The organism is Methanorbis rubei (genome assembly GCF_032714495.1).
GTDB lineage: Archaea > Halobacteriota > Methanomicrobia > Methanomicrobiales > Methanocorpusculaceae > Methanocorpusculum > Methanocorpusculum rubei.
This window is the reverse complement of sequence record NZ_JAWDKB010000002.1, coordinates 13,935-36,486: the sequence shown is the minus strand read 5'-3', so window position 1 is coordinate 36,486 and position 22,552 is coordinate 13,935. Positions and strand designations below refer to the sequence as shown.

At 50.5% G+C, this 22,552-nt stretch carries 23 protein-coding genes; 12 read left to right on the top strand and 11 right to left on the bottom strand.

Annotated elements, in window-relative coordinates:
• Positions 1-232 precede the first annotated feature (232 nt).
• The gene (locus tag McpCs1_RS02175) at positions 233-952 is read right to left on the bottom strand and encodes an SAM-dependent methyltransferase (RefSeq protein ID WP_338095617.1); all 720 of its coding nucleotides are present in this window, start codon (positions 950-952) and stop codon (positions 233-235) included.
• A 136-nt stretch (positions 953-1,088) separates the two neighbouring features.
• Here McpCs1_RS02175 and McpCs1_RS02170 point away from each other — a divergent pair, with 136 nt between their 5' ends.
• Complete coding sequence (locus tag McpCs1_RS02170; RefSeq protein WP_338095616.1) at positions 1,089-2,051, top strand: EamA family transporter; 963 nt, start codon at positions 1,089-1,091, stop codon at positions 2,049-2,051.
• Positions 2,052-2,239: 188 nt separating this feature from the next.
• On the opposite strand, the gene McpCs1_RS02165 is transcribed toward McpCs1_RS02170, so the two are convergent.
• The 4 genes from McpCs1_RS02165 to McpCs1_RS02150 all read right to left on the bottom strand — a co-directional run bounded on the left by McpCs1_RS02165 (position 2,240) and on the right by McpCs1_RS02150 (position 6,180).
• Positions 2,240-3,577 carry a hypothetical protein gene (locus McpCs1_RS02165; RefSeq protein ID WP_338095615.1) on the bottom strand — a complete coding sequence of 446 codons (1,338 nt, stop codon included), beginning with the start codon at positions 3,575-3,577 and terminating at the stop codon, positions 2,240-2,242.
• A gap of 24 nt (positions 3,578-3,601) precedes the next feature.
• Entirely contained in the window at positions 3,602-4,369 is a 768-nt protein-coding gene (locus McpCs1_RS02160; RefSeq protein ID WP_338095614.1) for a zinc ribbon domain-containing protein, read from the bottom strand.
• 12 nt (positions 4,370-4,381) lie between these two features.
• Positions 4,382-4,726, bottom strand: coding sequence for a zinc-ribbon domain-containing protein (locus McpCs1_RS02155; RefSeq protein WP_338095613.1), 345 nt, complete (start codon positions 4,724-4,726; stop codon positions 4,382-4,384).
• A 509-nt stretch (positions 4,727-5,235) separates the two neighbouring features.
• Positions 5,236-6,180, bottom strand: coding sequence for an ROK family protein (locus McpCs1_RS02150; protein WP_338095612.1), 945 nt, complete (start codon positions 6,178-6,180; stop codon positions 5,236-5,238).
• A gap of 214 nt (positions 6,181-6,394) precedes the next feature.
• On the opposite strand from McpCs1_RS02150, the gene McpCs1_RS02145 reads away from it, so the two are divergent.
• From McpCs1_RS02145 to McpCs1_RS02130, 4 genes are all read left to right on the top strand, one after another.
• Positions 6,395-6,700 (top strand): DUF3566 domain-containing protein, encoded by a 306-nt coding sequence (locus McpCs1_RS02145; RefSeq protein ID WP_338095611.1) that lies wholly within the window; start codon positions 6,395-6,397, stop codon positions 6,698-6,700.
• Positions 6,701-6,723: 23 nt separating this feature from the next.
• Complete coding sequence (locus tag McpCs1_RS02140; protein ID WP_338095610.1) at positions 6,724-7,038, top strand: hypothetical protein; 315 nt, start codon at positions 6,724-6,726, stop codon at positions 7,036-7,038.
• Positions 7,039-7,192: 154 nt separating this feature from the next.
• A complete protein-coding gene (locus tag McpCs1_RS02135; protein WP_338095609.1) occupies positions 7,193-7,777 on the top strand; it encodes a hypothetical protein in 585 nt (194 codons plus the stop codon).
• A 6-nt stretch (positions 7,778-7,783) separates the two neighbouring features.
• Entirely contained in the window at positions 7,784-8,002 is a 219-nt protein-coding gene (locus tag McpCs1_RS02130; RefSeq protein ID WP_338093531.1) for a helix-turn-helix domain-containing protein, read from the top strand.
• On the opposite strand, the gene McpCs1_RS02125 is transcribed toward McpCs1_RS02130, so the two are convergent.
• Complete coding sequence (locus McpCs1_RS02125; protein WP_338095608.1) at positions 7,996-9,456, bottom strand: winged helix-turn-helix transcriptional regulator; 1,461 nt, start codon at positions 9,454-9,456, stop codon at positions 7,996-7,998. The genes McpCs1_RS02130 and McpCs1_RS02125 overlap by 7 nt on opposite strands.
• A 105-nt stretch (positions 9,457-9,561) precedes the next feature.
• Between McpCs1_RS02125 and nadX the strand changes: the two genes are divergently transcribed.
• Genes nadX through nadC form a run of 3 tightly spaced genes read left to right on the top strand, consistent with a single transcriptional unit; the run spans position 9,562 to position 12,046 of the window.
• Positions 9,562-10,320 (top strand): aspartate dehydrogenase, encoded by a 759-nt coding sequence (gene nadX / locus McpCs1_RS02120; protein WP_338095607.1) that lies wholly within the window; start codon positions 9,562-9,564, stop codon positions 10,318-10,320.
• Positions 10,317-11,219, top strand: a complete 903-nt coding sequence (nadA, locus tag McpCs1_RS02115) for a quinolinate synthase NadA (RefSeq protein ID WP_338095606.1) — start codon at positions 10,317-10,319, stop codon at positions 11,217-11,219. Before nadX ends, nadA begins: the two co-directional genes overlap by 4 nt.
• Positions 11,219-12,046 carry a carboxylating nicotinate-nucleotide diphosphorylase gene (gene nadC, locus McpCs1_RS02110; RefSeq protein ID WP_338095605.1) on the top strand — a complete coding sequence of 276 codons (828 nt, stop codon included), beginning with the start codon at positions 11,219-11,221 and terminating at the stop codon, positions 12,044-12,046. The genes nadA and nadC overlap by 1 nt, the downstream gene beginning before the upstream one ends.
• Positions 12,047-12,187: 141 nt before the next feature.
• On the opposite strand, the gene McpCs1_RS02105 is transcribed toward nadC, so the two are convergent.
• Complete coding sequence (locus tag McpCs1_RS02105) at positions 12,188-13,684, bottom strand: hypothetical protein (RefSeq protein WP_338095604.1); 1,497 nt, start codon at positions 13,682-13,684, stop codon at positions 12,188-12,190.
• The gene (locus McpCs1_RS02100; protein ID WP_338095603.1) at positions 13,674-14,363 is read right to left on the bottom strand and encodes a hypothetical protein; all 690 of its coding nucleotides are present in this window, start codon (positions 14,361-14,363) and stop codon (positions 13,674-13,676) included. The genes McpCs1_RS02105 and McpCs1_RS02100 overlap by 11 nt, the downstream gene beginning before the upstream one ends.
• A gap of 202 nt (positions 14,364-14,565) precedes the next feature.
• Between McpCs1_RS02100 and McpCs1_RS02095 the strand changes: the two genes are divergently transcribed.
• From McpCs1_RS02095 to McpCs1_RS02080, 4 genes are read left to right on the top strand one after another with little or no spacing between them, the layout of a single operon-like run.
• Positions 14,566-16,062 (top strand): class I adenylate-forming enzyme family protein, encoded by a 1,497-nt coding sequence (locus McpCs1_RS02095; RefSeq protein ID WP_338095602.1) that lies wholly within the window; start codon positions 14,566-14,568, stop codon positions 16,060-16,062.
• A gap of 31 nt (positions 16,063-16,093) precedes the next feature.
• Positions 16,094-18,058, top strand: coding sequence for an ABC transporter ATP-binding protein (locus McpCs1_RS02090; RefSeq protein WP_338095601.1), 1,965 nt, complete (start codon positions 16,094-16,096; stop codon positions 18,056-18,058).
• A 2-nt stretch (positions 18,059-18,060) separates the two neighbouring features.
• Positions 18,061-18,825 carry an energy-coupling factor transporter transmembrane component T family protein gene (locus tag McpCs1_RS02085; protein ID WP_338095600.1) on the top strand — a complete coding sequence of 255 codons (765 nt, stop codon included), beginning with the start codon at positions 18,061-18,063 and terminating at the stop codon, positions 18,823-18,825.
• 8 nt (positions 18,826-18,833) lie between these two features.
• Positions 18,834-19,259 carry an N-acetyltransferase gene (locus McpCs1_RS02080; protein ID WP_338095599.1) on the top strand — a complete coding sequence of 142 codons (426 nt, stop codon included), beginning with the start codon at positions 18,834-18,836 and terminating at the stop codon, positions 19,257-19,259.
• 156 nt (positions 19,260-19,415) lie between these two features.
• Here the strand turns inward: McpCs1_RS02080 and McpCs1_RS02075 are convergent, their stop codons facing one another.
• The 3 genes from McpCs1_RS02075 to McpCs1_RS02065 all read right to left on the bottom strand — a co-directional run bounded on the left by McpCs1_RS02075 (position 19,416) and on the right by McpCs1_RS02065 (position 22,539).
• Complete coding sequence (locus tag McpCs1_RS02075; RefSeq protein ID WP_338095598.1) at positions 19,416-20,309, bottom strand: methionine synthase; 894 nt, start codon at positions 20,307-20,309, stop codon at positions 19,416-19,418.
• Positions 20,310-20,657: 348 nt separating this feature from the next.
• Positions 20,658-21,362 carry a site-2 protease family protein gene (locus McpCs1_RS02070; RefSeq protein ID WP_338095597.1) on the bottom strand — a complete coding sequence of 235 codons (705 nt, stop codon included), beginning with the start codon at positions 21,360-21,362 and terminating at the stop codon, positions 20,658-20,660.
• Complete coding sequence (locus tag McpCs1_RS02065; protein WP_338095596.1) at positions 21,355-22,539, bottom strand: aconitase X; 1,185 nt, start codon at positions 22,537-22,539, stop codon at positions 21,355-21,357. Before McpCs1_RS02065 ends, McpCs1_RS02070 begins: the two co-directional genes overlap by 8 nt.
• Positions 22,540-22,552: the final 13 nt, after the last annotated feature.

Genomic DNA, 22,552 nt, shown 5'->3' with positions numbered 1-22,552 from the left:
TGAAAAGAAAAACGAATGAGTGATGGGCTGGCGGGGATTCAGAAACGCGAATAGCACGAATAGCGCGAATAAAAAAATCGCCATTGGCGATTTTTCATTAGAAAAATATTTTTTTTGTTTTTTTTTCTGAACGAATGGATCTGTCTAAAAATAAATTATTTTGATAATTTCTTAAAAATCGCCATTGGCGATTTTTTATTCGCGCGATTCGCGTTTGTTTCAGAATCTCAGTTCACTGCCGCAGGACAAACAGTCCCCATCCCATAAACTCGCGGCCGTAGGCGAGGTACTCATTCTGTATCTGTTCAAGGTAGAGCGCCACCTCTTCCGCTGCGGGATCGCGGCCTCGTACATCGATGAACTCAAGGGCATTTTTCCAGATTGCTGATTCGTACGCATCCCATTCTTCAGTTGATGCGGTTATCATGCTGGCAAGCGTAAACCCGAGATCTCGTGCGGTCGTGGCAATTTCGTAGGCTGTCGGAACCTCGGTCCACTCCCGTGCGAACTCTGCCGGCACTCTGTCGGTGTGCCAGAACCGGTCGCCGAGAACAATTGTACTGCCGTTTTCGTCCGCATGTTCGGCAAGATATGCGAGGGCTTTTTCAGCTCCCCCGAAGATGAAGGATGTGCCAAGAGCCGCAACTGTGTTGTAATACTCTTTTGGAACAACTGTTGTGGCATCAACGCAGCGGATTTCAATCGAGGTTCCGGCAAGAATGTTTCTCGCCTTCGCCGCAGAGCTCTGCCGCAACTCAATGCCGGTTCCAGTGATGCCAAAGGTTTTGTGCCAGAGGGAAAGCGTGGTTCCATTGCCGCAGCCGATGTCAAGCACCCGCTTTCCGGGAGCGAGTCCTGCCATATTTCCTGCCCGGATGAGTTTCTCTTCGGAAATCGGATTCATGATTGGGAGCGTTCCTTGGGTTATTGTTTCAATCTCCGAGAAGTCCATAATACTCAATAGATCTTTTCTTCTGCTAAAGTAGTTTTTCCCATTTTTAGTTGTTCGATTATCAAGTAAATCTGTGTTACAAAAAATAAATACATAATTATTATAGGATTCTTCACCCACTATACCTCAGATTGGTATGGATCTGAAAAAACTTTCCAATTCAGTGGTGTTGTGCTCAGTCCTCGTGCTGCTTGCCGCCTGCTGTTACGGTATTTTATCAACGATCGTAAAGATCGCTCTTGGAAACGGTGTGGGAATCCCGGTAATTCTGGTTGGCAAATTCTTCTACGGATGGGTCATCCTTCTGGCTCTTGTGATTGTGGTTCACTTCCTGTTTCCGCGAACTGATAAGCCGGCAAAAAGCACGCTGCCGCCGTGGAAACGCGGTGTTGTTCTCTTCTTCACCGGAATTGTGATGTGTCTGGTGACGGTCTGCTACTTCTACTCGGTAAGTTATCTGCCGGTTTCGGTTGCCGTGATTCTTCTGTTCCAGTTCTCATGGATGGGTGTGGTCATTGAGGCTGTGGCAAACCACAAGATGCCGTCACGCAATCAGCTTATTGCGGTGCTGATTATCTTTGTCGGTACGATCTTTGCCGGAGGAACAATCGGATTTGGTATGGACATCAATCCGTTCGGTGTTGTGCTTGGTCTTCTTGCAGCATTCTTCTACGCACTCTTCGTGTTCCTGAGCGGACGTGTTGAGCCTTCGATGCGGCCGATGAACCGGAGTTTCTTCATTGCGACTGCCGGATTCATTTTTGTCTGTGCTCTTATTGCCTGCATCGACAGCCCGGCGGCAATTCCTGCTGGAATCTTCGGCAGTGATGCGATTGTTTATGGTATTGCCCTTGGTCTGTTTGGTGTTGCGCTGCCAATTCTTTTCCTTGCAATTGGTGCTCCGAGAATCAGTACCGGTATGGCGACGATCTTAAACTCTATCGAGCTTCCTGTTGAGGTGCTTGCCGCAGCGATCGTTCTTGTTGAAGCGGTGTCCGCATGGCAGTGGCTTGGTGTGTTGATCATTCTTGCAGGTATTGCGTTCCCGCATCTGATGGAGAGAAAAATTTCCAGCGGTCTTGGTGAGGATGCTGCATAATTTTTTTAAAATTTTTTTTCGGCGTTGTTGTCATTTCATTTTGCAAAAAAGTTTTGTGATGGTTTCTCATCAGCTCATCCACAAAGTTTCATCGCAGTATTTTTCTGAAAATATTTGTAAAAATTTCAGGGTGATATTTTCACTCCGCACTCTCCACAAAATTTAGCGCCGCTACTGATCTTTGCACCTCAGTTTGTGCAGAATCGCGTCTGTTGCTCTCCCTTTCCCTCTCTCTCCTGAGTTTCGTCTTCACGTACGGATGAGAAATATTTTTCCATCTCTTTCTTCCACTTATCCTGACTTGAGTGAATCACGCGTCCGACAAAACATTTCCGCATCAACTGCAGCGAAGGCGTTCGGTGAATCAACATGGCTTCAGTCCTGTGCCCGGATTTTACAAGCTCCTCATTCGACAATGTGAACAGTTCTCTTTGGAACTTCGTTGCCTCCATCCCGCGGTTCAACATCATCGCAAATCTTTCTGGTTCTCCCTGCACATCGTAAAGATAGGTTGCGGCCGCCTCATTACCCGGCAGTGCCAGTTCCACTGCTGCCCTTGTACCGGAACGACTCACACCTATCAGCCAGATGAGCTGACCGACTACTTTCTCTCCGGCAGAAAGTTCCGTTAGCATCGACTGCGTTTTTTCTTCTTTTGTGGAACTCTTTATACCAAGGAATAGCCGATCATTTCCGCACAAACTTTTCAGTACCTGGTAACTGTCTGAAATTCTGCTCTCCTGAATTAGATGTTCGAACGTTGTCATCAGTGTGGGAACTGCCAAGGAAAGTTTTTCGACTGCAGCATGTACACCTTCAGGCATCAGCTTTGCCGCTATCGATGCCTGCATCGAACCAAGAGAATCATCCATATCCCGCAGTTGTTTCATTGACCGCTCTCGAAGTGATCGAAGTGCCGCAGCAAGTTTTTCGATAAAGAAATCGGTCTCAGATCCCATCATCGAGAACATGTACCGCTCTCCGGTTGCAAGGGAAAGAGTCACACGAAGTCTGTCCTTCTCCATCCCGGAAACAAAACAGAGAGGAAGCCTACGGCCGTGATCATCTGCCGGAAGAATACAGACGCAGTCCTTGTAAAGTCGGAAAAACGCCTCTCCACGAATGATCTCGCCGTTCTCTTCAGCTTCAAATACTCCTCTGACCTCTGCCTCATGACTGCCCTCTACCAGCAGTGCCTTCAGCACCGCCGCATTATAGGCAGCATACAGATGATCATACAACCACTGCCCGGACTGCCCCATTCGTGAGATTGTGATCGTTCCGTGAACGGTCACAATCTCCAACCGGTAGTTTGTGAACACAAAGCTGATGATCTCATCGTATGGGATTGGCAGCTGATCAAGCACTGCGGAGATCAGGACCCCCTCTTCATCAACGGTTATTTTCGTAGTTTCGGAAAACAGCAGACACTCTGTAAACCCCTCGAACTCTGATTTTTTCGGTTTTTCCTCTTTGGTCTTCTCTTCTCCCTCCGGAGACATACCTTTCATCAGCTGATCAAACATCAGGATCCCCTGCCCGATTGTTACTCAGAGTTTTGTTCCGCATTCTCCGCAGAACTTGGTTCCCGGAGAATTTTCTGCTCCGCAGGAAAGACATGTACCCGGTTTCGGTGCCGGTACTGCGGCTTCAGCAAGATTGGTACCGCAGTTGTTACAGAACCGAACTGTCAGAGCATTCTTCGCTCCGCAGTTTGGACAGGCCTTCAGCTCCATTGAAGTTCCGCAGTTGTTGCAGAATTTTCCATTTCCGGCAGGCTTTCCGCAGACCGGACATATGGTGGTTTTGCTCTCAATCGTTCCCTGCCAGACCGTTGCTGTCTCGCCTGCCGAATCGATGTTACGCTTCATCGCACCCGCACGGGTTTTTGCCGCATAAATTTCCTGACGCGGGGCGCAGTCAGTACAGAGACCTTCATCCTCGTTCCAGCAGGCATCGCAGACGTACTTGTTGCAGGACGGACAGCGGTGGAAGTGCTGCCTTGATTCATTCTGTGCCATCTCAAAGGCACGTTCATGCTCTTTCTGCCACTCAGGGCTCTTTCCGTCAAATCGTTCGGAAAGAACACTTCCTCCTCGTTGTGCGGCGTTGCCGACAGAACCTGCCACTCCCCCGAATAGACTTCCTACAATCCCTATGCCCTGACCCAGTCCTTTCAGGCCGCTTTTCTTCTTGTAGGTCTCACTCTCGATAAAGGAACTTTTGTATCCGTCACTGCAGATGTCGCAGTAAAAGGTAAATTGGAATCCGGCATCTGTTGAGTTGTCCTCAAAGTTCCGGGTAAATGATTTCAGCATACTCTCTCAACCTCATTTTTTGTCAAGCTTTGGTTTGATCTTTTTTCCGCAGGCGGTACATTTGGTGTTTTCAAAAAACTGCAGAACACCACAGCGTTTGTTCTCGCACGTCACCATCATGCTCTCGCGGCAGCGTTCGCATGTATCCTGTACAAAGGTCTGTTCTCCGCAGTGCGGGCAGATAACATAGAGCGGCCTGCCGCATCCGGAACATCGTGCCTGGCCTTTTGCAATCGGCAGAAGACATGAGGGACACTGATATCCGAATGGACTTTGACTCCCGCATGACGGGCAAAATCGAACGTCCCGATCAACCAGCGTTCCACAATGAATACAGGGTTGTTTGTAACTTGCCATTTTGGTATTTTCCTTGGTTTCACACACATGTTTTTTTTCTGTCGCAGCAGTCCGAGCCGTGAGATTCTGACTTAATTGCCGGATAACCGCAACCTCTGCTCTGATACCGATATCCGAAGGAAGGCTGTGTTCATCAACATGACTTTCGCAATAAAATCATGTTCTGTCCAAACTCAAGGCAGACTCCACGATTATCGGATGTTTTTCAGATCAAATTGATTTTCTCGTGATTATTCGATAAATCAATTATTTTCTACGACAAATGTGGTTTTTTTAGCGGGTAAAAATCCTCCGATAATAGTATATTCAGTATAACCTATTATAAAAGTAACTCCAATCGTGACTTTGTACATTTATTTGTGAATTCACCGCGGAATCACGAAGTATTGAGAGGGTTTTCTCTCGGTAAACGAATTTAGGCTCAGTCCCAACAGTTCTCAGAGATTGATGTGTTTTGCCAAATCCTTTTACAAGGTATACTCCGACTTGACTCTTTGCAAAATATATAGTTACAAAACCCCGATCCGAAACGCCGCCGCAGCCGCCCCTATCAACGGGGCTCTCCCCTCAAGTTTTGTCAGCCTGATTTCAGGCCTCCGCAAATACCCTTCAACCTGCGTTGCCATCTTTCCCGCAACAAGGGACGGATAATTTCTGACAACCGGACCGTCAAGGATCACGAGATCAGGATTGTATGCAGCAATCACTGTTGAGAGTCCCCGTCCGTTCACCACCGCGAGCTCTTCGGTGAACTCAAGAAACATCTTGCTTCCAAGATTTGCAGACTGTAAAACCTGCCCGGTCGAAAGATCTGCCTTTGCCACGCAGCGGCCTTCGCACTTTTTTTCGTACCATGAGCGGAAAAATTTCGGAATGCCGGTCCCGCTCGCATACGCCTCCCAGTGGCCGAAACCTCCGCAGCCGCACCGGACATGATAGCTCGTATCAACAAGAACATGCCCAACCTCTCCGGCATTTCCATCAACCCCGGTCAGAAGCGATCCGTTTGCAATCACGCCGCAGCCAATCCCGGTTGAAAATGTCAGGTAAACTACGGTGTGAGCTGATGCGGCGTCGCCGTAAAAGTACTCGCCAAGAACTCCTGCCTTACAGTCAGAGAGCATCACTGCCGGAACCTCGAACAGATCAGCGAGCGGTTCACGGAGAAAAATTTCCGAACACTGCATATTTGGCGACTGAATAACCGACCCTGCCTTCTGATCAACCGGCCCTGCTGTACTGATGCCGACCGCATCAGGAGTGATGCCGGTTTCTTTTACCATGGACGAGATCATGGATGCGATCCTCTCAGTCACGAAACTGCCGTTCTCACAGGAATTTTTCGGAACACCTTCCACGGAAAATGCAACAATCGTCCCGTCTTTACGAATAATTCCCGCACGAATGTTCGTTGCGCCAAGATCAACCGCCGCAACATGCGTGTCTTCGCTCATGGCCCTTCTGATACTCTATTGACCTCTCTCTTACATGAACCATTCCTTTCCGAACTACTTGGTGTTTGTCAGATATTATTTATCGTTAAACGATAATTTATTAACGTATGCTAACGCATAGGTATGTGATGACGTTCAACATGAATGCATCTTCAACAAAACAGAACAACAGCTCCCTGAACAAATCGACCCGCAACCCCCGGAGAAACTTCTGATGGAAACCCACGAGATCAAACATGTCGGCGTATTTTCCGTCGCAAAATTTTGTGCCGCAATCAGCCTCATCTTTTCGCTGATCAGTGCAGCCTTCTCTGCCATCTTCCTCTACTTCGGCATCAACATGGTTGACGCATACACCACCACGCTCACTCTCTCAGGCGGCCTCGCCACGCTGGCCTTCACCATGCTCATTATTGCCGTCACCGGAATAATCGTCGGCTTCATCTCAGGTGCTATTGCCGCCTTCGTCTACAACATCGCCGCCGGAATTTTTGGCGGCATCAAAGTTGATCTCGACTAACCCCAAACACAACCAAGAAAACCATGACAACAGCAAAATCCGAGTACCTTTACCGGCTGACTCTTGCCGCCGCCATAACTGCGGCGGCATTCACTGTGTTCCTTATCCTCCTTGGATGGGCGGTACTCTCCGGCATTCACCTTGTATCGATCTCTGTATTTCTTTCCATTGCCGCTGTTGTCATACTCACCTCCGGCATCATGTACCTCCTTCTCTGGATGACACTGTTGTACCGCTCAATCTCCATGTACCTGCATACCACCCGCAAAATTCAGAAACGTGGAGCCCTTGCGGCTCCCATAACCGGTTGTGCTGGCGGCTTGCAGAAGGAACTCTAACATGAACCAATCTGTATTCAAAATAATTTGACTCACCAAAGTCTACGACAAAAAAAAGTACTCAACTCCGTCTCTGATGGAGAATTTTTATCGTTTCACGATAATTTCGTATAGAACAAAGACCAAATTTATATGTAGAAAAACGTGTATCTCTATGAATACCATTCAAGTAAATATTGAAAAAAGTGCGCGAATTGCCGACATTGCCGTGAAGATCGCATGGATCCTTTTGTGGATCATCATTGTGATCTTTGGCGGAGTGTTTCTGCTGACGCTTCTGATCTATGCGGCTGCAGGGCCGGAAGGATTCTCCGTGTTTATCACCACTGAAAATGTTATGGAAGTTTTCGGTCCGGGAATTGTTCTTCCAGCAGGAGTTACTCCCCTTGATATGTTTGTACGGACCGGCGCGGTGTTTCTTGTTTCCGCAATTGTTTATGTGGGACTGCTTGCAGGAATGCTTCGCTCGATGGGGCAGATATTTTCCGAAGTCAGAAAAACCCTGCTGCCGTTTACCGCTGCAAACGCTCAGCGGCTGAAGAAGGCTGCCATCTATATGGCTCTCGTTGCGATTGTTCCGTACCTGATCGGTGTTGTCGGAAGTCTCATCATAGGCGTCTACATTGAGCTGATACCACTGGGTATTGAGCTTCTGATTGCCTCGGCAGTTATTTACAGCCTCGCCCATATATTTGAGTACGGTGTTCTCCTGCAGCAGCAGGCAGACGAGACCCTGTGAGGTAGTATGTCCATCATTTTAAGACTTGACCGCGTTATGGCCGACCGAAAGATGTCGTTGAACGAGCTTTCAGAAAAAGTCGGCGTGACCAATGTCAATCTTTCGAAGATCAAGACCGGAAAAATTAGTGCGATACGATTCTCGACGCTTGAGGCGATCTGCAAGGCGCTCAACTGCCAGCCGGGCGATATTCTTGAGTATCAGCCTGATGAAGAGAGTCAGTGATGCGGCTCTTCCGCCAGCTGCTGCCAGACGTCAAGAGCTTCTGGCGTTAGTGTACTTCCCTCCTTTGTCTTCATGACAATGCCTGCGTCGGCAAACCTGCCAAGATGCCAGGCAAGCGTTGTTTTGGCAACGCTAATTTTTTCTGCGAGCTCGGCGTCACTGATCCCGGGACTTTCTGCAATCGCACGAAGTACGCGTGCAGGTTTTTCCTGATCAAGGATGGTGTGAAACATTCTCTCCATCGCCGACGTGTTCGCTTCCCGCGAAAAGTAGCGAATGGTTCCATAGTATGTGTCCTCCTGCACGATTTTTTTCTGTTTTAGCAGTTTGAGATTGTAGAGAACCGAGCCCCGCGAGTAGCCGGTGGCATCGATGATCTCTTTTTGCGAACAGCCCGGATGTGCTTCGATGAATTTTGCAATTCTCTGCGGCCGCGACTCAGGGTCGCTTGGGAGTTCAAGAATCCGGAAAAATCCTACCACCGCAACCACAGCGGTCAGGAGGATGAGAAGAAATGATTTGAGATGATTTTGCTGCGGCCGCGTTCGGACGATGGAATCTTTTTCCGCAGTAAGCGTCAACCCTGACGTGAGATGACCGGTGATGTAGACAGTGTAGTTCTCGGAACCTGCAATGAACTTTTCTCCGTACTTGAACTGAACAGGAATTCCCCAGAGTCCTTCTTTGGCCATTGATCGATTTATTTTTTCATAGACCTGATCCATCTCCGTAAGCGAGATCGGATCAGTCCAGACGGTAATCGTCCAGCCGTACTCAATCCGGTTTATCGGACTTTTTTTGACATCTCCATAATAGTTTTCCACACTCTCCCAGAACTCTCCCTGATAGTTGGTGTTATTGTAGTACCAGCTCCAGACCCGTCCGTAATCATACTCCTTTCCTTCCCGCTCCCATATCTCCTCCCACGTTGCCCCATAAGTCTGGATAACAGTATTGTACTCAGGGGTTCGCACCACTGTCGGGGCAGGCCCGATCATGAGTTTCCCGAAGTACCGGAACTTTGCCGGAATACGCCATAATCCTGCTTCACTTGCTGACTCATTCAGCCATTCGTAGATCATGTCCATCTCTTCTACAGTGGTGGACGGATACACTCCGAACCCAATTGACTCTCCGTAAAAGATCACATGTATGGGGCTGTTATTTCCGTAATGGTTCTGAACTTTCACGTCAAATGTCGTATCATTATTGAACCATTCCCACATCAGGTACACATCATAGTCATGATCATAGCGGTCCCCTCTCTCGTTCCATGTTGTCCCGTAGGATTTAATCACGGTTTTGGTGTCAATCATCTGCTGTGGAATCTCTGCCGGAGCAGGTACGACAATCTCCTCAGGAGTCTGCGGAATTTCCGACGGAACAAAGATCAGAACGGCAGCAAAAATTCCAAGGAATAGTATCAGAAGAACCGCCGTCTGCTTCGTTGACATGAGTAAAATAAAATCTGCTCTCCTCGATTAAATCAAGTGTGATCAAAGCATCGAAAACGCCCCTCTACATAATCCTTAACTACGTAAACTCTGATATTTAGTAATATGATCACCGTTGGTCTGCTTGGATGCGGAAATATCGGCCGCGTTATCGCCGCAGGTCAGGAAAACTTCAAAATAACCGCCGTGTATGACGTAGTTCCGGCGCGGGTAGAGGCATTCGGTAAAGAGTTCGACGCAAAACCATTCTCAGACTTCACCGCCTTCCTTGCCGAACCAACCGATATCATCGTCGAAGCAGCGTCAGTTCTCGCCGCCACCGAACATGCGCAGGAGGTACTCGAGGCCGGAAAAGACATCGTCATCATGAGTGTCGGGGCACTTGCAGATATTGAGTACCGCTCCAGACTTATCGAGACCGCACGGCAGCTGAAGCGCAAGATCCATATCCCGTCCGGCGCCATCATGGGCCTTGACAACATCAGCATCGGCCAGATCAGCCGCATCGACAAATTTGTTCTGAGAACAACCAAGAACCCGGCATCCCTCGCCCGCGAAGCAACCGAGCGGACCCAGCTGTTCTCAGGAAAAGCTCATGACTGTGTCCGTCAGTATCCGAAGAACACCAACGTTGCCGAGTCGCTGTCGATCGCCTGCGGCCGCGACGTTGACGTCGAACTGTGGATGGACCCAAACGAAGACCGCAACATGCATGAAATATTCTTCGAAGGAGAGTTCGGCGAAGCATACATCAGAGTGAGAAACCTCCCTTCGCCCGACAACCCGGCAACCAGCTACCTTGCGGCCTTATCGATTCTCACACTCCTGAAAAATCTTGACAACCCTCTGGTGATAGGCGCATGAACTACGAACAGCAGATCAAAAAACTTGCCGCAGAAAAAAATGCGGTGATCCTTGCCCACAACTATCAGCCGCCTGAGATTCAGGATGCTGCCGACATCACGGGCGACTCACTCGAGCTTGCCCGGCTTGCCAAGGAAGCAAAGGAGTCAACACTTGTTCTCTGCGGCGTCTACTTCATGGCAGAGACGGCAAAAATTCTCTCGCCGGAAAAGACCGTCCTCATCCCGCGTCCTGACGCGGGATGCCCGCTGGCTGATCAGCTGACTCCGGAAATCGTGCGTGCGGCAAAGGCCGCTCATCCCGGCTCGCCGTTTGTGGTGTATGTGAACTCAAACGCAGCAACAAAAGCTGAATGTGACATCACCTGCACCTCAGCAAACGCGGCGGCTGTCGCAGCATCCCTGCCCGAGAAAAAAATTCTGTTCGGCCCTGATGCAAATCTTGCTGCGTGGGTGCAGGCCCAGCTGCCGGACAAAGAGATCATCCCGGTTCCACCGAACGGCGGCTGCCCGACGCATCACAACTTTTCGGTGCGGGATGTTGAGATCGCCCGCCGTGAGTATCCTGATGCAACGATCATCTGCCATCCAGAATGCAGCAGAGAGGTTCAGCTGGCAAGCGACATGGTTGGCTCGACCGGCTACATGATCCGCAACTGCGGAACAGAAAAGGAGTGGGTTATTTTCACTGAGGAAGGCATCGCTCACCCGTTACGGAAAAAATATCCTGACACAATTTTTCACGTGATGGCGTCTGCGGTCTGCCCGAACATGAAGCTGATTGATCTCTCTGATCTCTATGTGACGCTTCGCGACGGTGTGTATCCTGTGCAGGTGTCTGATCACATCGCCGCAAAGGCTCGGACCGCGATCGAGCGGATGATTGAGGTCTCGAAGTGATGCTGCCAACTGATCAACTTCTCTCTTTTTTTGCCGAGGATGTTCCCTTCGGAGATATCACGACACTTGCTCTTGTCGAGGACAAGGTTGTCGCGGCCCGCGTTGAGGCGCGGAGTGACATGGTTCTCGCAGGTGTTGAGGAGTGTGTCTGGCTCTTTGAACACTTCGGTGTCGGGGCAACGGTTCACGCTGATGACGGCGAAAAAATTTCTGCGGGAACAAAAATTCTCTCGCTCGCAGGATCGGTTCATGCGATTTTGTCGCTTGAGCGTACCTGTCTGAATCTTCTTGGAAGAATGAGCGGGATTGCGACCGCGACCGCTGCTGCGCAAATGCTTGTGGCCGCAGTGAATGATCATGTGAAGGTTGCGGGAACGAGAAAAACTGCTCCGGGCCTTCGTTACTTTGACAAGAAAGCGATTCGTCTCGGCGGCGGTGAGCCGCACCGCGACAGTTTATCGGATGCGTTTTTGATCAAGGATACCCACCGTGCACTCCTTCCGGTCGCCGAAGCCGTTCGCCGTGCGAAGGCGTACTCGGTCTACCACAAGGTGGAGTGCGAGGTGGAAAATCTGATCGATGCGGTCGCGGCAGCAGAAGCAGGCGCTGATATTATTATGTTTGATAACATGACGCCTTCTGCGGTGCATGGATCTATTGCCGCACTTGCTTCCCGGGGTTTCCGGGAGCGTGTGGTGCTTGAGGTCTCGGGAGGCATCACTGCGGAGAATGTGCAGAAGTGGGCGGGGGTTGATGTGGATGTTATCAGCATGGGCTCTCTTACGCACTCGGTGAAGTACGCCGACGTGAGTCTTGAGATCGAATAATTTTTTCCATTACATCTGCTCCGTGATCTTTTTTCCGTGAAGCTCCGTGTCTTCTGTTTTTCCTGCGAAGCAGTGAGCAGGCCGAAGGCATGCGAATCGTGGGCGGCAAATCCATCCACGTCTAAAAAAAGAAAAAAAATTTCAGATGCCGGGAATGTACATCTTATTCATCTGATAGTACGGCACATACACAATCCGTGCCTCATCAACCGCATACTCATACCGCAGCACCTGCAACACACCAGGCTTTTCCGCCTCATATCTGAGGAACAAAAACTCTGTCAGTTCCCGTGCCGTGTTCTGATTGATAACGATCGGCTGGAGTTCAACCTCCTGATCCAGCGGCAGTTCGGCAATTACTGGATTGCGGATGGTGAGATCCACCTCCCACTTTTCCGCAAGATAGCGGGGAGTGTTTGCCGCACAGATGTAGTAGCTGCGTTTTCCTGCAATTTCCGGAAGACCTGTCTCGGTTGATCCGCCTGCGAGTTTGTCGGTCACCGAAATATCCACATCAAACTTCCAGAACGGAATATGTTCTGGTTCGTCCTCCATCGCAGTTCTTGCAAGAATATCAGCCTCCGCAATATCGTACGGCACAATTTTTACTTCGTCTGCTGTTACATTCAGGAGCCTGCTGCACTTCTTACAGACCGAGATGACCTCTCCCCAGGGCTGCTCAACTGCCTCTCCGCACTTCGGGCAGACAAGAATGGTTGAGTCGCGTTTGAGAATCTCATGATCAGTCAGCTGTTTTGGCACGCGGGTTGCAGGCCTGAGAGCATTGATGTTTTTCATCGTGCCGGAAGTCACAAACGTTCGTCCTTCCTTAAATGCCGGATACGCAGCCATCGACATCGCAATACCGAGCAGCAGCAAAATTACCTGAAACAGCTCGGATATCTGATGGGTCCCTGTGTGCAGCAGCATCGCAACAGAAGATCCAATCATGATACCTCCCGCAGCAAGAGCGAGAATCATCATTCTTGATCTCGCCGTCAGATTCATGGGGGCGGTCCCTCCCAGAACCTCTCCACGCACCGCATCAACGATTGCTGTGTAGTCTCCGTCCAGATACTCGTAGTGCGCAACCCAGATAGGTGCATACACCAGCTCGAACACTTTCGGCAGCAGGAACGACTTCTCGAGAGTCAGCGTCTCGATACGCTTTGCTGCCGCATCATCGATCATCTGCCGGACAGCCGTCCGCCCTTTCTTGCTTGCCTCAATGGCTGAACCTCCCGGCTCCATCGAAACAACTTTTCCCGGAGTGAACGGAACTTCATTCCCGGGGTCCAGCCAGAGTGTTGTTATGCCGTACTTTCCGGTATCACACGCCGCCTCAGTCCACACAAACTCATCATCGATGATCTCCTCAAAGATGTTGCGGATCACATTGCCGGTTTTTTCCTCAAACTCAGAGTACCCGCATGCGATCGCTTTCCCCTGAGCAATAAACCGCCAGAACGGAATGTAAACCATATACAGTTCGTTCATGTTCGCTTTAGCCGGAAGGTCAGGTGCCTTGATTCCCTTCGTGAACCAGTCGCGCACGGTACGGTCTGCGACTCCCTTTGTTATCTTCGGACGGTACATCACCTCGGCGATGCGGTCCTCAATCGAACGTTCAAGGCCCATGTGCTTCCTCCTTCTCCTTCTTGGTAATTATTCCGAGCATCTCACTCTGGTAGAGGAAGATGAACAGAAGAATCACCACAATAATGAAAACCCATGGGTTGAGATAGATCGCAATAAGACTGAGGGCGAACATCGGAATAAATGCGGTGAGTGCTGTCTTCTTCCAGTTTATCGGTTCTTTGATCGGGTGCCACTCAGGATACACCGAGCCTGAGTTCGCATCCACCTTGATCATGTAGACATTGCTCTTCACTTTGTAGCTGATCAGCCACAGCGGAATACCGATCAGCTCCTCTCCGCGAGCAATTCCGTGAAGGTCTGGCAGATACACGGAAGAATCCACAGTTGCCGGAAGAATGACGGCATCACTCGGAGTTTCAATGAGACCCGTCTCCTCATAGTACCTGATGTTCTGCAGTCCGGTCAGCAGTGTGCCTGCGGCTGGCCGGTAGAGAGTCTTGTCTTCTCCGCCGTCCTCACGCCGGTATCGCCAGAACGGATAGTATACCATCACGGCTTTTCCAAAACGAACCTTGTCCATCGAAATGAAGGGAGTCGTATCTGACCCCAGCCATTTGCGGACAATTGCTGTAGCCTCCTCTTCCCCTATTTTTGGAGGAATCACCCATGCGCAGACCTGCTGCTCATGTGCTATCATCCCCTCTGGTGCATCTGCCATAGATACGTGAATATATGCGTGTTTTCGCACATAGATGTTTTGTCAGTGACGAAACCATTTTTCTGTGAAATCTCGCTTTCTGAAGAATTATTTTTCTCATGAAATAATTTCGCGGGGACGCCCTCAGACACTCCCGCTAAATCTATCACATTTATATCTATGATGAACATAATTATACATCAACGTCTGTATGTTGTGATGTATGATGCTGAATATAACCACGTTCCTTGATGCCAATGCCTGCCGTCTTGCAAAGCCGGTGTTCTATTGTCCTGAGAGGAACACCTCCTACACCTCATCCGAAGTTCTTGGAATCAGTTCAGAGATTGCCCGCACCCTCAAATCCTTTGGCGTTGCCAAAGGTGACCGGGTACTTCTCTACCTGAACAGCAGCCCCGAATATCTGTTCTCGTACCTTGCCGTCTGGAGAGTTGGTGCGGTCGCTGTTCCGACAAACCGCGTCTACACCGCAACCGAACTCAGCTATATGATCAAAGATGCCGGGGCAAACGTCTTCATTACTGATCCCGAGGGCACCGCGATCGCAAAAGATCTGGGTGTGATTGTTTTCGTTCCGGAAAATATCGAGTTTTATCGGACTGCTCCCATACTTCTTCCCGAACCGACTGAGTCAGATGACCTCTGCCAGCTCCAGTACACTTCCGGCACAACCGGCAAACCAAAAGGTGCCATGCTCACCCACGGCAACTGGCTTACCGCAGTTCACAACGAATGCGATGTGCTCACCCTCAAGCAGGACGACGTGTATCTCGGCATCTACCCGATGGGTCACGTCGGTCTCTCATGGGGAGTTGCTGCAATGCGTGCGGGCGCACTCTACATCATGATGGAGAGGTATGACCCTGATACCTATCTTTCCCTCTGCAAAATACATCATGTCACCGTTCTCTCAGGCATGCCGCCGGTCATTCACTTTCTGGAAGGGGCGCCCGCAGGAACCGAAGAGATGCTTGCAACCACCCGCGAAATAATTTCAGGCGGAGGGCCTCTGCACCATGAAACCTGGAAAAATTTCCATTACCGGTACAACATTCCGGTCATCAACGCCTACGGCCTTTCAGAGACCGTCGTCATTGGTACCGGAACCGTGATCCGGCCGGAAGACTATGCTTCCGCCGACCGGTTCCAGAGTGTGGGGCATCCGGTCTGCTTCTCAGAAGTAAAAATTGTTGACGAAGCTGACGCGTCCAAAGTAATGCCTCCCGAAACCCCGGGCGAGATTGCGCTTCGGGGGCCCGCCGTTGCCAAAGGATACTGGGGACTGCCGGAAGAAACCGCACGGGCATTTCTTCCGGACGGATGGTTCCTCACCGGCGACATCGGCTACCTTGACAAAGACCAGAGGCTCTGCTTAACTGACCGCAAAAAGGACATGATCGTCATGTCAGGCTGGAAAATTTATCCGACCGAGGTCGAAGAGACCCTTCTTCAGTATCAGGAAGTTGCCGAGATTGCGGTCTTCGGTATCCCGCACCCGCATCGCGGTGAAGTTCCGGCAGCCGCTGTTGTTTGGCGGGCGGGCCGGGACGGCTCGGGCAATGAAGCCGGTCTCCTTGCATTTGCCAAGGAGCATCTGGCAGGGTACAAAGTTCCCAGAAAAATTTACACGGTGGACGCTCTTCCCCGCGTAAACGGATGGAAGCTCCTCAGACGCGAGCTTCGTGAAAAATTCTCATAATTCATAATATCAATATCTGGAAGTCACCTTCATGAAATCACGCGATATTGCACTGGTCGGCATACTGCTTGCTGCCGGTGCCATCGCCCGGTACATCTCCCTGTTTGTCCCGGGAGCAATCGTTGCAAACCTAACGATTGCCTTCTACTGTCTTGCGATCATCCTTGTAGTTCCGAAGTTTCGGGAAGCACTCGGCATCGGCCTTGTGGCCGGTATCATCTGTGCGGTCTTTTCGCACTCCATATTTCCTCTCGGAAACCTCATCTCCGAACCCATCGGTGCGGTCGTGTGTCTTGCGGTCTATAAACTAATCAAAGATCACACCAGACTTGCTCCGGCAATTGCGACCGCAATTGCAACACCTGCAAGCGGCTTTACCTTCATCGGCATCACCTGCTGCGTCATGCTGGCAACAGCTCCGGACGCAACTGTTGGAACCGTGCTTGCGTTTGCCATCGCCATGATCCCAATCGTTGCGAGCGCCGCAGTTGTCAACATAATCATTGCCCAGATAATCGCAATGCCGGCAACAGCCGTCATGCAAAAAACCCGCAATGTTACCGCCTCCCCGCACACAACGCCTGCCCCGACCAATGCTCCGATAGTTCTCGATCATGTCGGCTTCACCTATCAGGCATCAGACGTTCCTTCGCTTCGCGACATCTCCCTCTCCTTTGCGAAGGGTGAGTTCGTCGTGGTTACCGGCCCATCAGGTGCCGGCAAGACTACGTTCGCCCGTGCGGTCTCAGGAGTTCTCATCCATGCCTACGGCGGTGACCTTACCGGTTCAATTGCGATCGCCGGAAAGTACGCAGACGAGTACGAGGATGTGACAGCTCTCTCAAAAGAGGTCGGCATGGTCTTCGATGACGCTGACGCACAGCTGATCTTCACAACAGTCGAGGAAGAAATTCTCACCGCTCTTGAGACCCGCGGACTCTCCGCAGATGAGGTCGCACAAAAGCTGGATGAGATCTACAAAGTCACCTGCACCGGCCATCTCAAAGACCGGGCACCACACGCCCTCTCCGGCGGTCAGAAGCAGCGTGTCGCAATGGCTGCTGCTCTCTCCCGCGAAACCCCAATCCTCGTACTTGACGAGGCAACGTCTGAGCTCGACAAAAATGCACGCCGTCAGGTCTACACCCTCCTTCGGAGCCTGACCGACCGCGGCCACACGATCATTCTTGTCGAGCACATGACCGATGAGACGCTTGACTTTGCCACCAGAATGATCCGGCTTGATGCAGGAAAAATTGTCTACGATGGAAAGCCCGTAGCCGACAACCTCTCCTTCGCGAAAATTCCGAAGACCCCTGCCGGCACAGAAACCGTCCTTGCGGCAGAGTCCCTGACCCACCGCTTCGGTGACGTGCTTGCGCTTGACAACGTCTCTGTCACCTTTGCCAAAGGTGAGATTGTTGCAGTCCTTGGCGAGAACGGTTCAGGCAAGACGACTCTTGTCAAACACTTGAACGGACTTCTTCGTCCTGACTCAGGCAGAGTTCTTCTGAATGGCGAGGATATCATCCAGAAGTCCGTCTCCGAGATTGCAAAAACCGTCGGCCTTGTGTTCCAGAATCCTGACACTATGCTGTTTGAAAACACTTGCGAGAAAGAGATCCTCTTTGGTCTCAAAAATGTCGGCAACCCTGACCCTGCCGCAGCGCTTTCAGCACTCGCGACGGTCGGCCTCGCCGGAAAAGCGCAGGTCAACCCCCGCCACTTAAGCCGCGGCGAGCGGCAGAGACTCGCTCTTGCCTGTGTGCTTGCGATGAATCAACAGATCGTCATTATGGATGAGCCGACCACGGGTCTTGACATGCAGGAGTCATACGAGATTATGCAGGTCTTGACCGGCATGAGAAACAATGGCAAAACCATTCTGATGGTTACGCACAACCCCCCGCTTGCCGAGATGTTTGCCGACAGAATTGTTGAGATGGAAGTTGGGCATGTGACAAAAGTTCGTGCATCCGCAAATGGAGGTGCGTGAAAATGGAAGACATTATGCAGTATATCCCAGGCAACCGGTTTGTTCACCGCTTGTCGCCGATGACGAAGATTATCTTCGCGGTCGGCATGATGTTTGCCGCAATCTTCACCACGAACCTTGCGATCCTCGCAGGACTGATTGCAGTCGTGCTGATAATTGCCGCAGCCGGTGGTCTCTTCAAGGTTCTGCTTCGTCAGGTTCCGCTGCTGTTCATTCTCGGTCTCGCACTGGTCGTGCTGACGGTTCTCACGAACGCCACCGGGGAAGTCATCGTCTATCTGCTGCCGAACAATCTTCTGCCAATTACAACGGGAGCAATTTTGTTCGCGGTGCAGATGGCTCTGCGGTTCGCGGTGCTGATATTTGCCTTCCAGCTGCTGGTCATCTCGACACAACCGCGTGATCTGGTGAATGCCCTCTACACTCTGCGGATTCCGGGCGACTATGCACTGATGTTCCTGATTGCCATCCGGTTCATTCCGACGCTTCAGAGAGAAGGCGCAAGAATCAACGAGGCCCAGCTCTCCCGCGGCTACTTCCCTGGCGGAGGAATTGTCGGAAAACTCAAGCAGCTTGGACCCGTCATGCTTCCTTTGATGCTGAACTCGCTTGCAAAAGCTGACACCCTTGGATTAACGATCGATATGCGTGGTTACCGCCTGGCTTCTGAGTACCGGAGAAAACTGGAGTATCATCTCGCAGATGCAGGCGTGATCATTCTGGTGATCGCAGTCCTCGCGGGCGTTGCTGCGGTAACCTTCTTCTAACTTTTTTTATGATTCGCCAGTTCCGCTCTTCAGATACCGATGTGGTGATGAAAATATGGCTTGACGCGAGTATTGTTGCGCATGATTTTATTTCTCCTTCCTACTGGCAGGAGCAGTTTTCGGTTGTACGAGATCAGTACCTTCCAATCTCGGAGACTTATGTTTTTGTCGAGGATGATCTCATTCGCGGTTTTGTCAGCATCCTTGATCGAAATATTATCGGCGCACTTTTTGTCGCGCCAAATTTTCAGCGACAGAGCATCGGCTCTGCACTGATTCGTTATGTGCAGGAGATCGCAAAAGATCTTACGTTGTGTGTGTATGTGGAAAATTCTGCGGCAAAAATATTTTATGAAAAATTTGGTTTTGTAATTATGTTGCGTCGGTCGACCGAGACCGGTCATGATGAGTACATGATGCGGTTCGGTGAATAATTTTTTTTGGCTTGAATTTTTATTTGTGATTCATGAAAAAAAACTCACTCGATTTTTTTTTGAAATTTTTTTCAATAGGAATTATGAAATGTGATGCTGAAAAAAATTTCGTTTATTTTTTTCTGAAAAAAATTGCGAGTGACAGATGTCAACGTCCTATAACTCAGCCCTGACGTTCTTCACCGCTTCGCACATATTCGCGAGCTTCGCAAACGCCACCTCTGGTGTCAGCATCCGCAGCCCGCAGTCCGGATCGATCAGAATATTTTCAGCTCCGAACGACTCCACACAGAACCGCACGCGTTTCTCGATCTCTTCGACCGACTCCACCTGTGTCTCCGAACTTTTCACACAACCGCATCCGATTTTTTTGTTCCGCAGATCATGACGCGAGATGTCGGAGAGATTCTCAGGGCTCACCGAGTACTCAAAATCAATCACATCCACCGGCAGCCGCGTCCACTCTGACGAGACCGTATTCAGCCGGCCGCAGGTGTGAATACATGTCGGTGTTTCAATACCGCGGAAAATAATTTTCAGTGCTTCCTTTGCCGTCTCAATATCCATCGCGCCTGTTGAGAGAATCGGCTCATCCACCTGAATCATGTATGCTCCGGTTGCCGCAAGAAATTTCGCTTCAGAGTGCAGGGCTGATGCAAGATCCAGCACCAGCTCCTCGCGGTCGCGGTAGGAAGGAGTCTCAATCTTCAGCGCATACGCGAGAGTACACGGCCCGGTCAAAATTCCCTTCACATACTTTGTCTGCGTCAGAGCATATCTGGTGTCTGCGACCGTGATCGGTTTTTCCGAAATGCCGATCGGCCCTATCACTGTATTTCCGTTGATGCCCGGGAGCTTTGAGACAAATGCCTGCACCATATCGGCCCGCACCTGTCCATCCGAGATGATATCAACGCCTGCTCTCAGCTGTTCGGCAACCGCAAACTTCACTGCATGTTTGTAGGGATCAACCAGACCGAAAAAGCCGGAACCTTTCACGCACGGAAAGGAACCGACAACTGTTGTCGGAAGAAGTTTCGGAAGCTGCATATCTACAGCATATGGGAGGGAACGTAAAAAAAGTTTGGGTTTGGTCATCCTTGTGCATTACGTTCTGCTCCGCCCACGGAGCACACAGAACACACGGAAATCTCACAGAAAAACATCACGGAGCAGACGTGAACATCACGGAAATGAATTATTTTAGATTTCCATACGATGTCATCAAATATTTCGTGATATTTTTTTCAAAAAACGAATTAGATTTTTTTGTTGTATCAATGTTTTAGAGTTCCGTGCTGTTCCCGTCTGCTCCGTGATGTTTTTCTTCCGAGAATATTCAGTGTGTTCCGTTTTTCCGTGGGCGGAGCTACAAAAAAAATTGCGGAGGGAAATCCCTCAACTATAAACCAGCATCTTCACAAACATCCACGGCTGCAGCGAGACGTAGAGAAGCAGAAGCGACACAACAATGGTCACAACAAACACCACCACATTCCAGCGGAGAATCTTTCTGCCGTCAAGCGGGCCCACCGGCAGCATGTTGAAGAATGCCAGCATCGCATTTACCTGAAAACCAATCATTCCCAGATAGAACAGGAACCCGGGAAGCGTGAACTGACTAACCTCTGCCCCTCCTATAAGAATTCCTGCAATCATGCAGATAAAGAACGGAACTGCAAGAATCAGATTTATTGCTGGTCCCGCAAGAGAGATGATACCATTCTCTTTTTTCGTCATCTCGCGGCCGGCAGTATTGATCAGCGTTGCTCCGGGCGCGGCAAACACAATGCCGGTCACCACCGCAATGACGACTGCGAGCAGCAGCATCTGCGTATTTTTGCGAAACTCTGCCCAGTATCCGTACCGGATTGCCGCAAACTTGTGCGCCATCTCATGCAGAACAAAAGACAGCCCGACCGTTATGATTGCCACAACAAACGTCAGCGCAAGCGTGTCGATCGAAATTTTCGTAAAGTCGGTGACAAATGCAATGCCTCCTGAGATACCAAGCGTGAATGCGACCGCAAGACAGAACCACGCAATCAGCAGGTCCCGCTTTTCAAACGGAGAGATCTTTTCAAGAAGACTCAAGTTACTCACCGCACCCGACACGCACACACTCTTCGAGTGTTCCCATTCTTGGAGTCACGCCGCACATTCCAGGCAAATAGGAAAACGCCTTGCCTGAGTTGGTCATGACGCTTCCTGTGTGATCCATTAACGGTGACACCACCATACAGGTGTCAGGCACAACTTTTGCCCCTGACTTCTCGATTATCCCGAGCTCTGCAGAACAGGATGCCCGCATCTCTTCGGCGATGAACACATAAAACGGCATCACCGTTTTTTTGCCGGAAAGCAGCTGGGCAACGCGTGTCACTTCCTCCTTTGAAAGATGCGGACAGCCGATGGCAACCGCCGTGACTTCAAGTTCAGCGAACACATTCAGCACTTCGGCAACTTCGATTGTGACGACTTCAAGATCGTCCTCGGCGAAGTGTTTCTTGAAGAACGGGAACCTTGACTCAGGTGTAATTCCGTTTACATGATAGAGTGCGACCGCTCCGGACGCGGCCATTGCAGCGCCAAGACTCTTCAGCATATCGCGGTTCGGCCGAATATCCATGAACAGAGGAATTTTGTTGCCGGCAACTGCACCTGCAACAACACCGAGCGCACCGTACTCAGCATTCGTCCAGTTTTTTGTGGCTTCAGGATCATCTAAGCGGAACTCAATCTTTGGCAACCGGTTCTTCACAATGTGCAGACCGTACTCAGGCGTCTTGCCGGTCAGGGCAGCCGCGAGAGCGGAAGGTCCGCCCTCGCGGTTCGTTCGTGCGCCAAGCACTGAGTTTGCGTAGCTGACAGCCGAAGACTCGGACCATGCAAGATGGTCGCCGCGCTCAACAATGCTGAAATAATACGGCGTGCACGTACAGGTCGGCCGGATGCCGAGCCTGATGTATGCCTCGTTTACCTGTTTCTGTTTCTCGGCAAAACTTCCCGGAATGCCGAGCTCTTCCCAACCTTCGCGAGGCATGCCGATCGGATTTAAAAATGCCGGCACGACTGCCTTTGCATCAATGCTTGACAGCCACTCAAGACCTGCGTCGCCAATCGTTTTGAACGAAGCTCCGGAAACCTGCACACTCTTTACCGGAATAAAGCGTTCGGCATCGAAAATTTTGCCGAGAGCAAGCAGTATCTCCATCATCTTCTGACGGCTCTCGCCATGTTCGCCGTTTAGCAGTGCCTGATCGTATGTATCCAGTTCCATTTTTCACTCCTTA

Bases quoted from the DNA above. Each gene is read 5' to 3' on its own strand.
- McpCs1_RS02175 (WP_338095617.1), bottom strand. From the start codon at position 952: ATGGACTTCTCGGAGATTGAAACAATAACCCAAGGAACGCTCCCAATC.
- McpCs1_RS02170 (WP_338095616.1), top strand. From the start codon at position 1,089: ATGGATCTGAAAAAACTTTCCAATTCAGTGGTGTTGTGCTCAGTCCTC.
- McpCs1_RS02165 (WP_338095615.1), bottom strand. From the start codon at position 3,577: ATGTTTGATCAGCTGATGAAAGGTATGTCTCCGGAGGGAGAAGAGAAG.
- McpCs1_RS02160 (WP_338095614.1), bottom strand. From the start codon at position 4,369: ATGCTGAAATCATTTACCCGGAACTTTGAGGACAACTCAACAGATGCC.
- McpCs1_RS02155 (WP_338095613.1), bottom strand. From the start codon at position 4,726: ATGGCAAGTTACAAACAACCCTGTATTCATTGTGGAACGCTGGTTGAT.
- McpCs1_RS02150 (WP_338095612.1), bottom strand. From the start codon at position 6,180: ATGAGCGAAGACACGCATGTTGCGGCGGTTGATCTTGGCGCAACGAAC.
- McpCs1_RS02145 (WP_338095611.1), top strand. From the start codon at position 6,395: ATGGAAACCCACGAGATCAAACATGTCGGCGTATTTTCCGTCGCAAAA.
- McpCs1_RS02140 (WP_338095610.1), top strand. From the start codon at position 6,724: ATGACAACAGCAAAATCCGAGTACCTTTACCGGCTGACTCTTGCCGCC.
- McpCs1_RS02135 (WP_338095609.1), top strand. From the start codon at position 7,193: ATGAATACCATTCAAGTAAATATTGAAAAAAGTGCGCGAATTGCCGAC.
- McpCs1_RS02130 (WP_338093531.1), top strand. From the start codon at position 7,784: ATGTCCATCATTTTAAGACTTGACCGCGTTATGGCCGACCGAAAGATG.
- McpCs1_RS02125 (WP_338095608.1), bottom strand. From the start codon at position 9,456: ATGTCAACGAAGCAGACGGCGGTTCTTCTGATACTATTCCTTGGAATT.
- nadX (WP_338095607.1), top strand. From the start codon at position 9,562: ATGATCACCGTTGGTCTGCTTGGATGCGGAAATATCGGCCGCGTTATC.
- nadA (WP_338095606.1), top strand. From the start codon at position 10,317: ATGAACTACGAACAGCAGATCAAAAAACTTGCCGCAGAAAAAAATGCG.
- nadC (WP_338095605.1), top strand. From the start codon at position 11,219: ATGCTGCCAACTGATCAACTTCTCTCTTTTTTTGCCGAGGATGTTCCC.
- McpCs1_RS02105 (WP_338095604.1), bottom strand. From the start codon at position 13,684: ATGGGCCTTGAACGTTCGATTGAGGACCGCATCGCCGAGGTGATGTAC.
- McpCs1_RS02100 (WP_338095603.1), bottom strand. From the start codon at position 14,363: ATGGCAGATGCACCAGAGGGGATGATAGCACATGAGCAGCAGGTCTGC.
- McpCs1_RS02095 (WP_338095602.1), top strand. From the start codon at position 14,566: ATGATGCTGAATATAACCACGTTCCTTGATGCCAATGCCTGCCGTCTT.
- McpCs1_RS02090 (WP_338095601.1), top strand. From the start codon at position 16,094: ATGAAATCACGCGATATTGCACTGGTCGGCATACTGCTTGCTGCCGGT.
- McpCs1_RS02085 (WP_338095600.1), top strand. From the start codon at position 18,061: ATGGAAGACATTATGCAGTATATCCCAGGCAACCGGTTTGTTCACCGC.
- McpCs1_RS02080 (WP_338095599.1), top strand. From the start codon at position 18,834: ATGATTCGCCAGTTCCGCTCTTCAGATACCGATGTGGTGATGAAAATA.
- McpCs1_RS02075 (WP_338095598.1), bottom strand. From the start codon at position 20,309: ATGCAGCTTCCGAAACTTCTTCCGACAACAGTTGTCGGTTCCTTTCCG.
- McpCs1_RS02065 (WP_338095596.1), bottom strand. From the start codon at position 22,539: ATGGAACTGGATACATACGATCAGGCACTGCTAAACGGCGAACATGGC.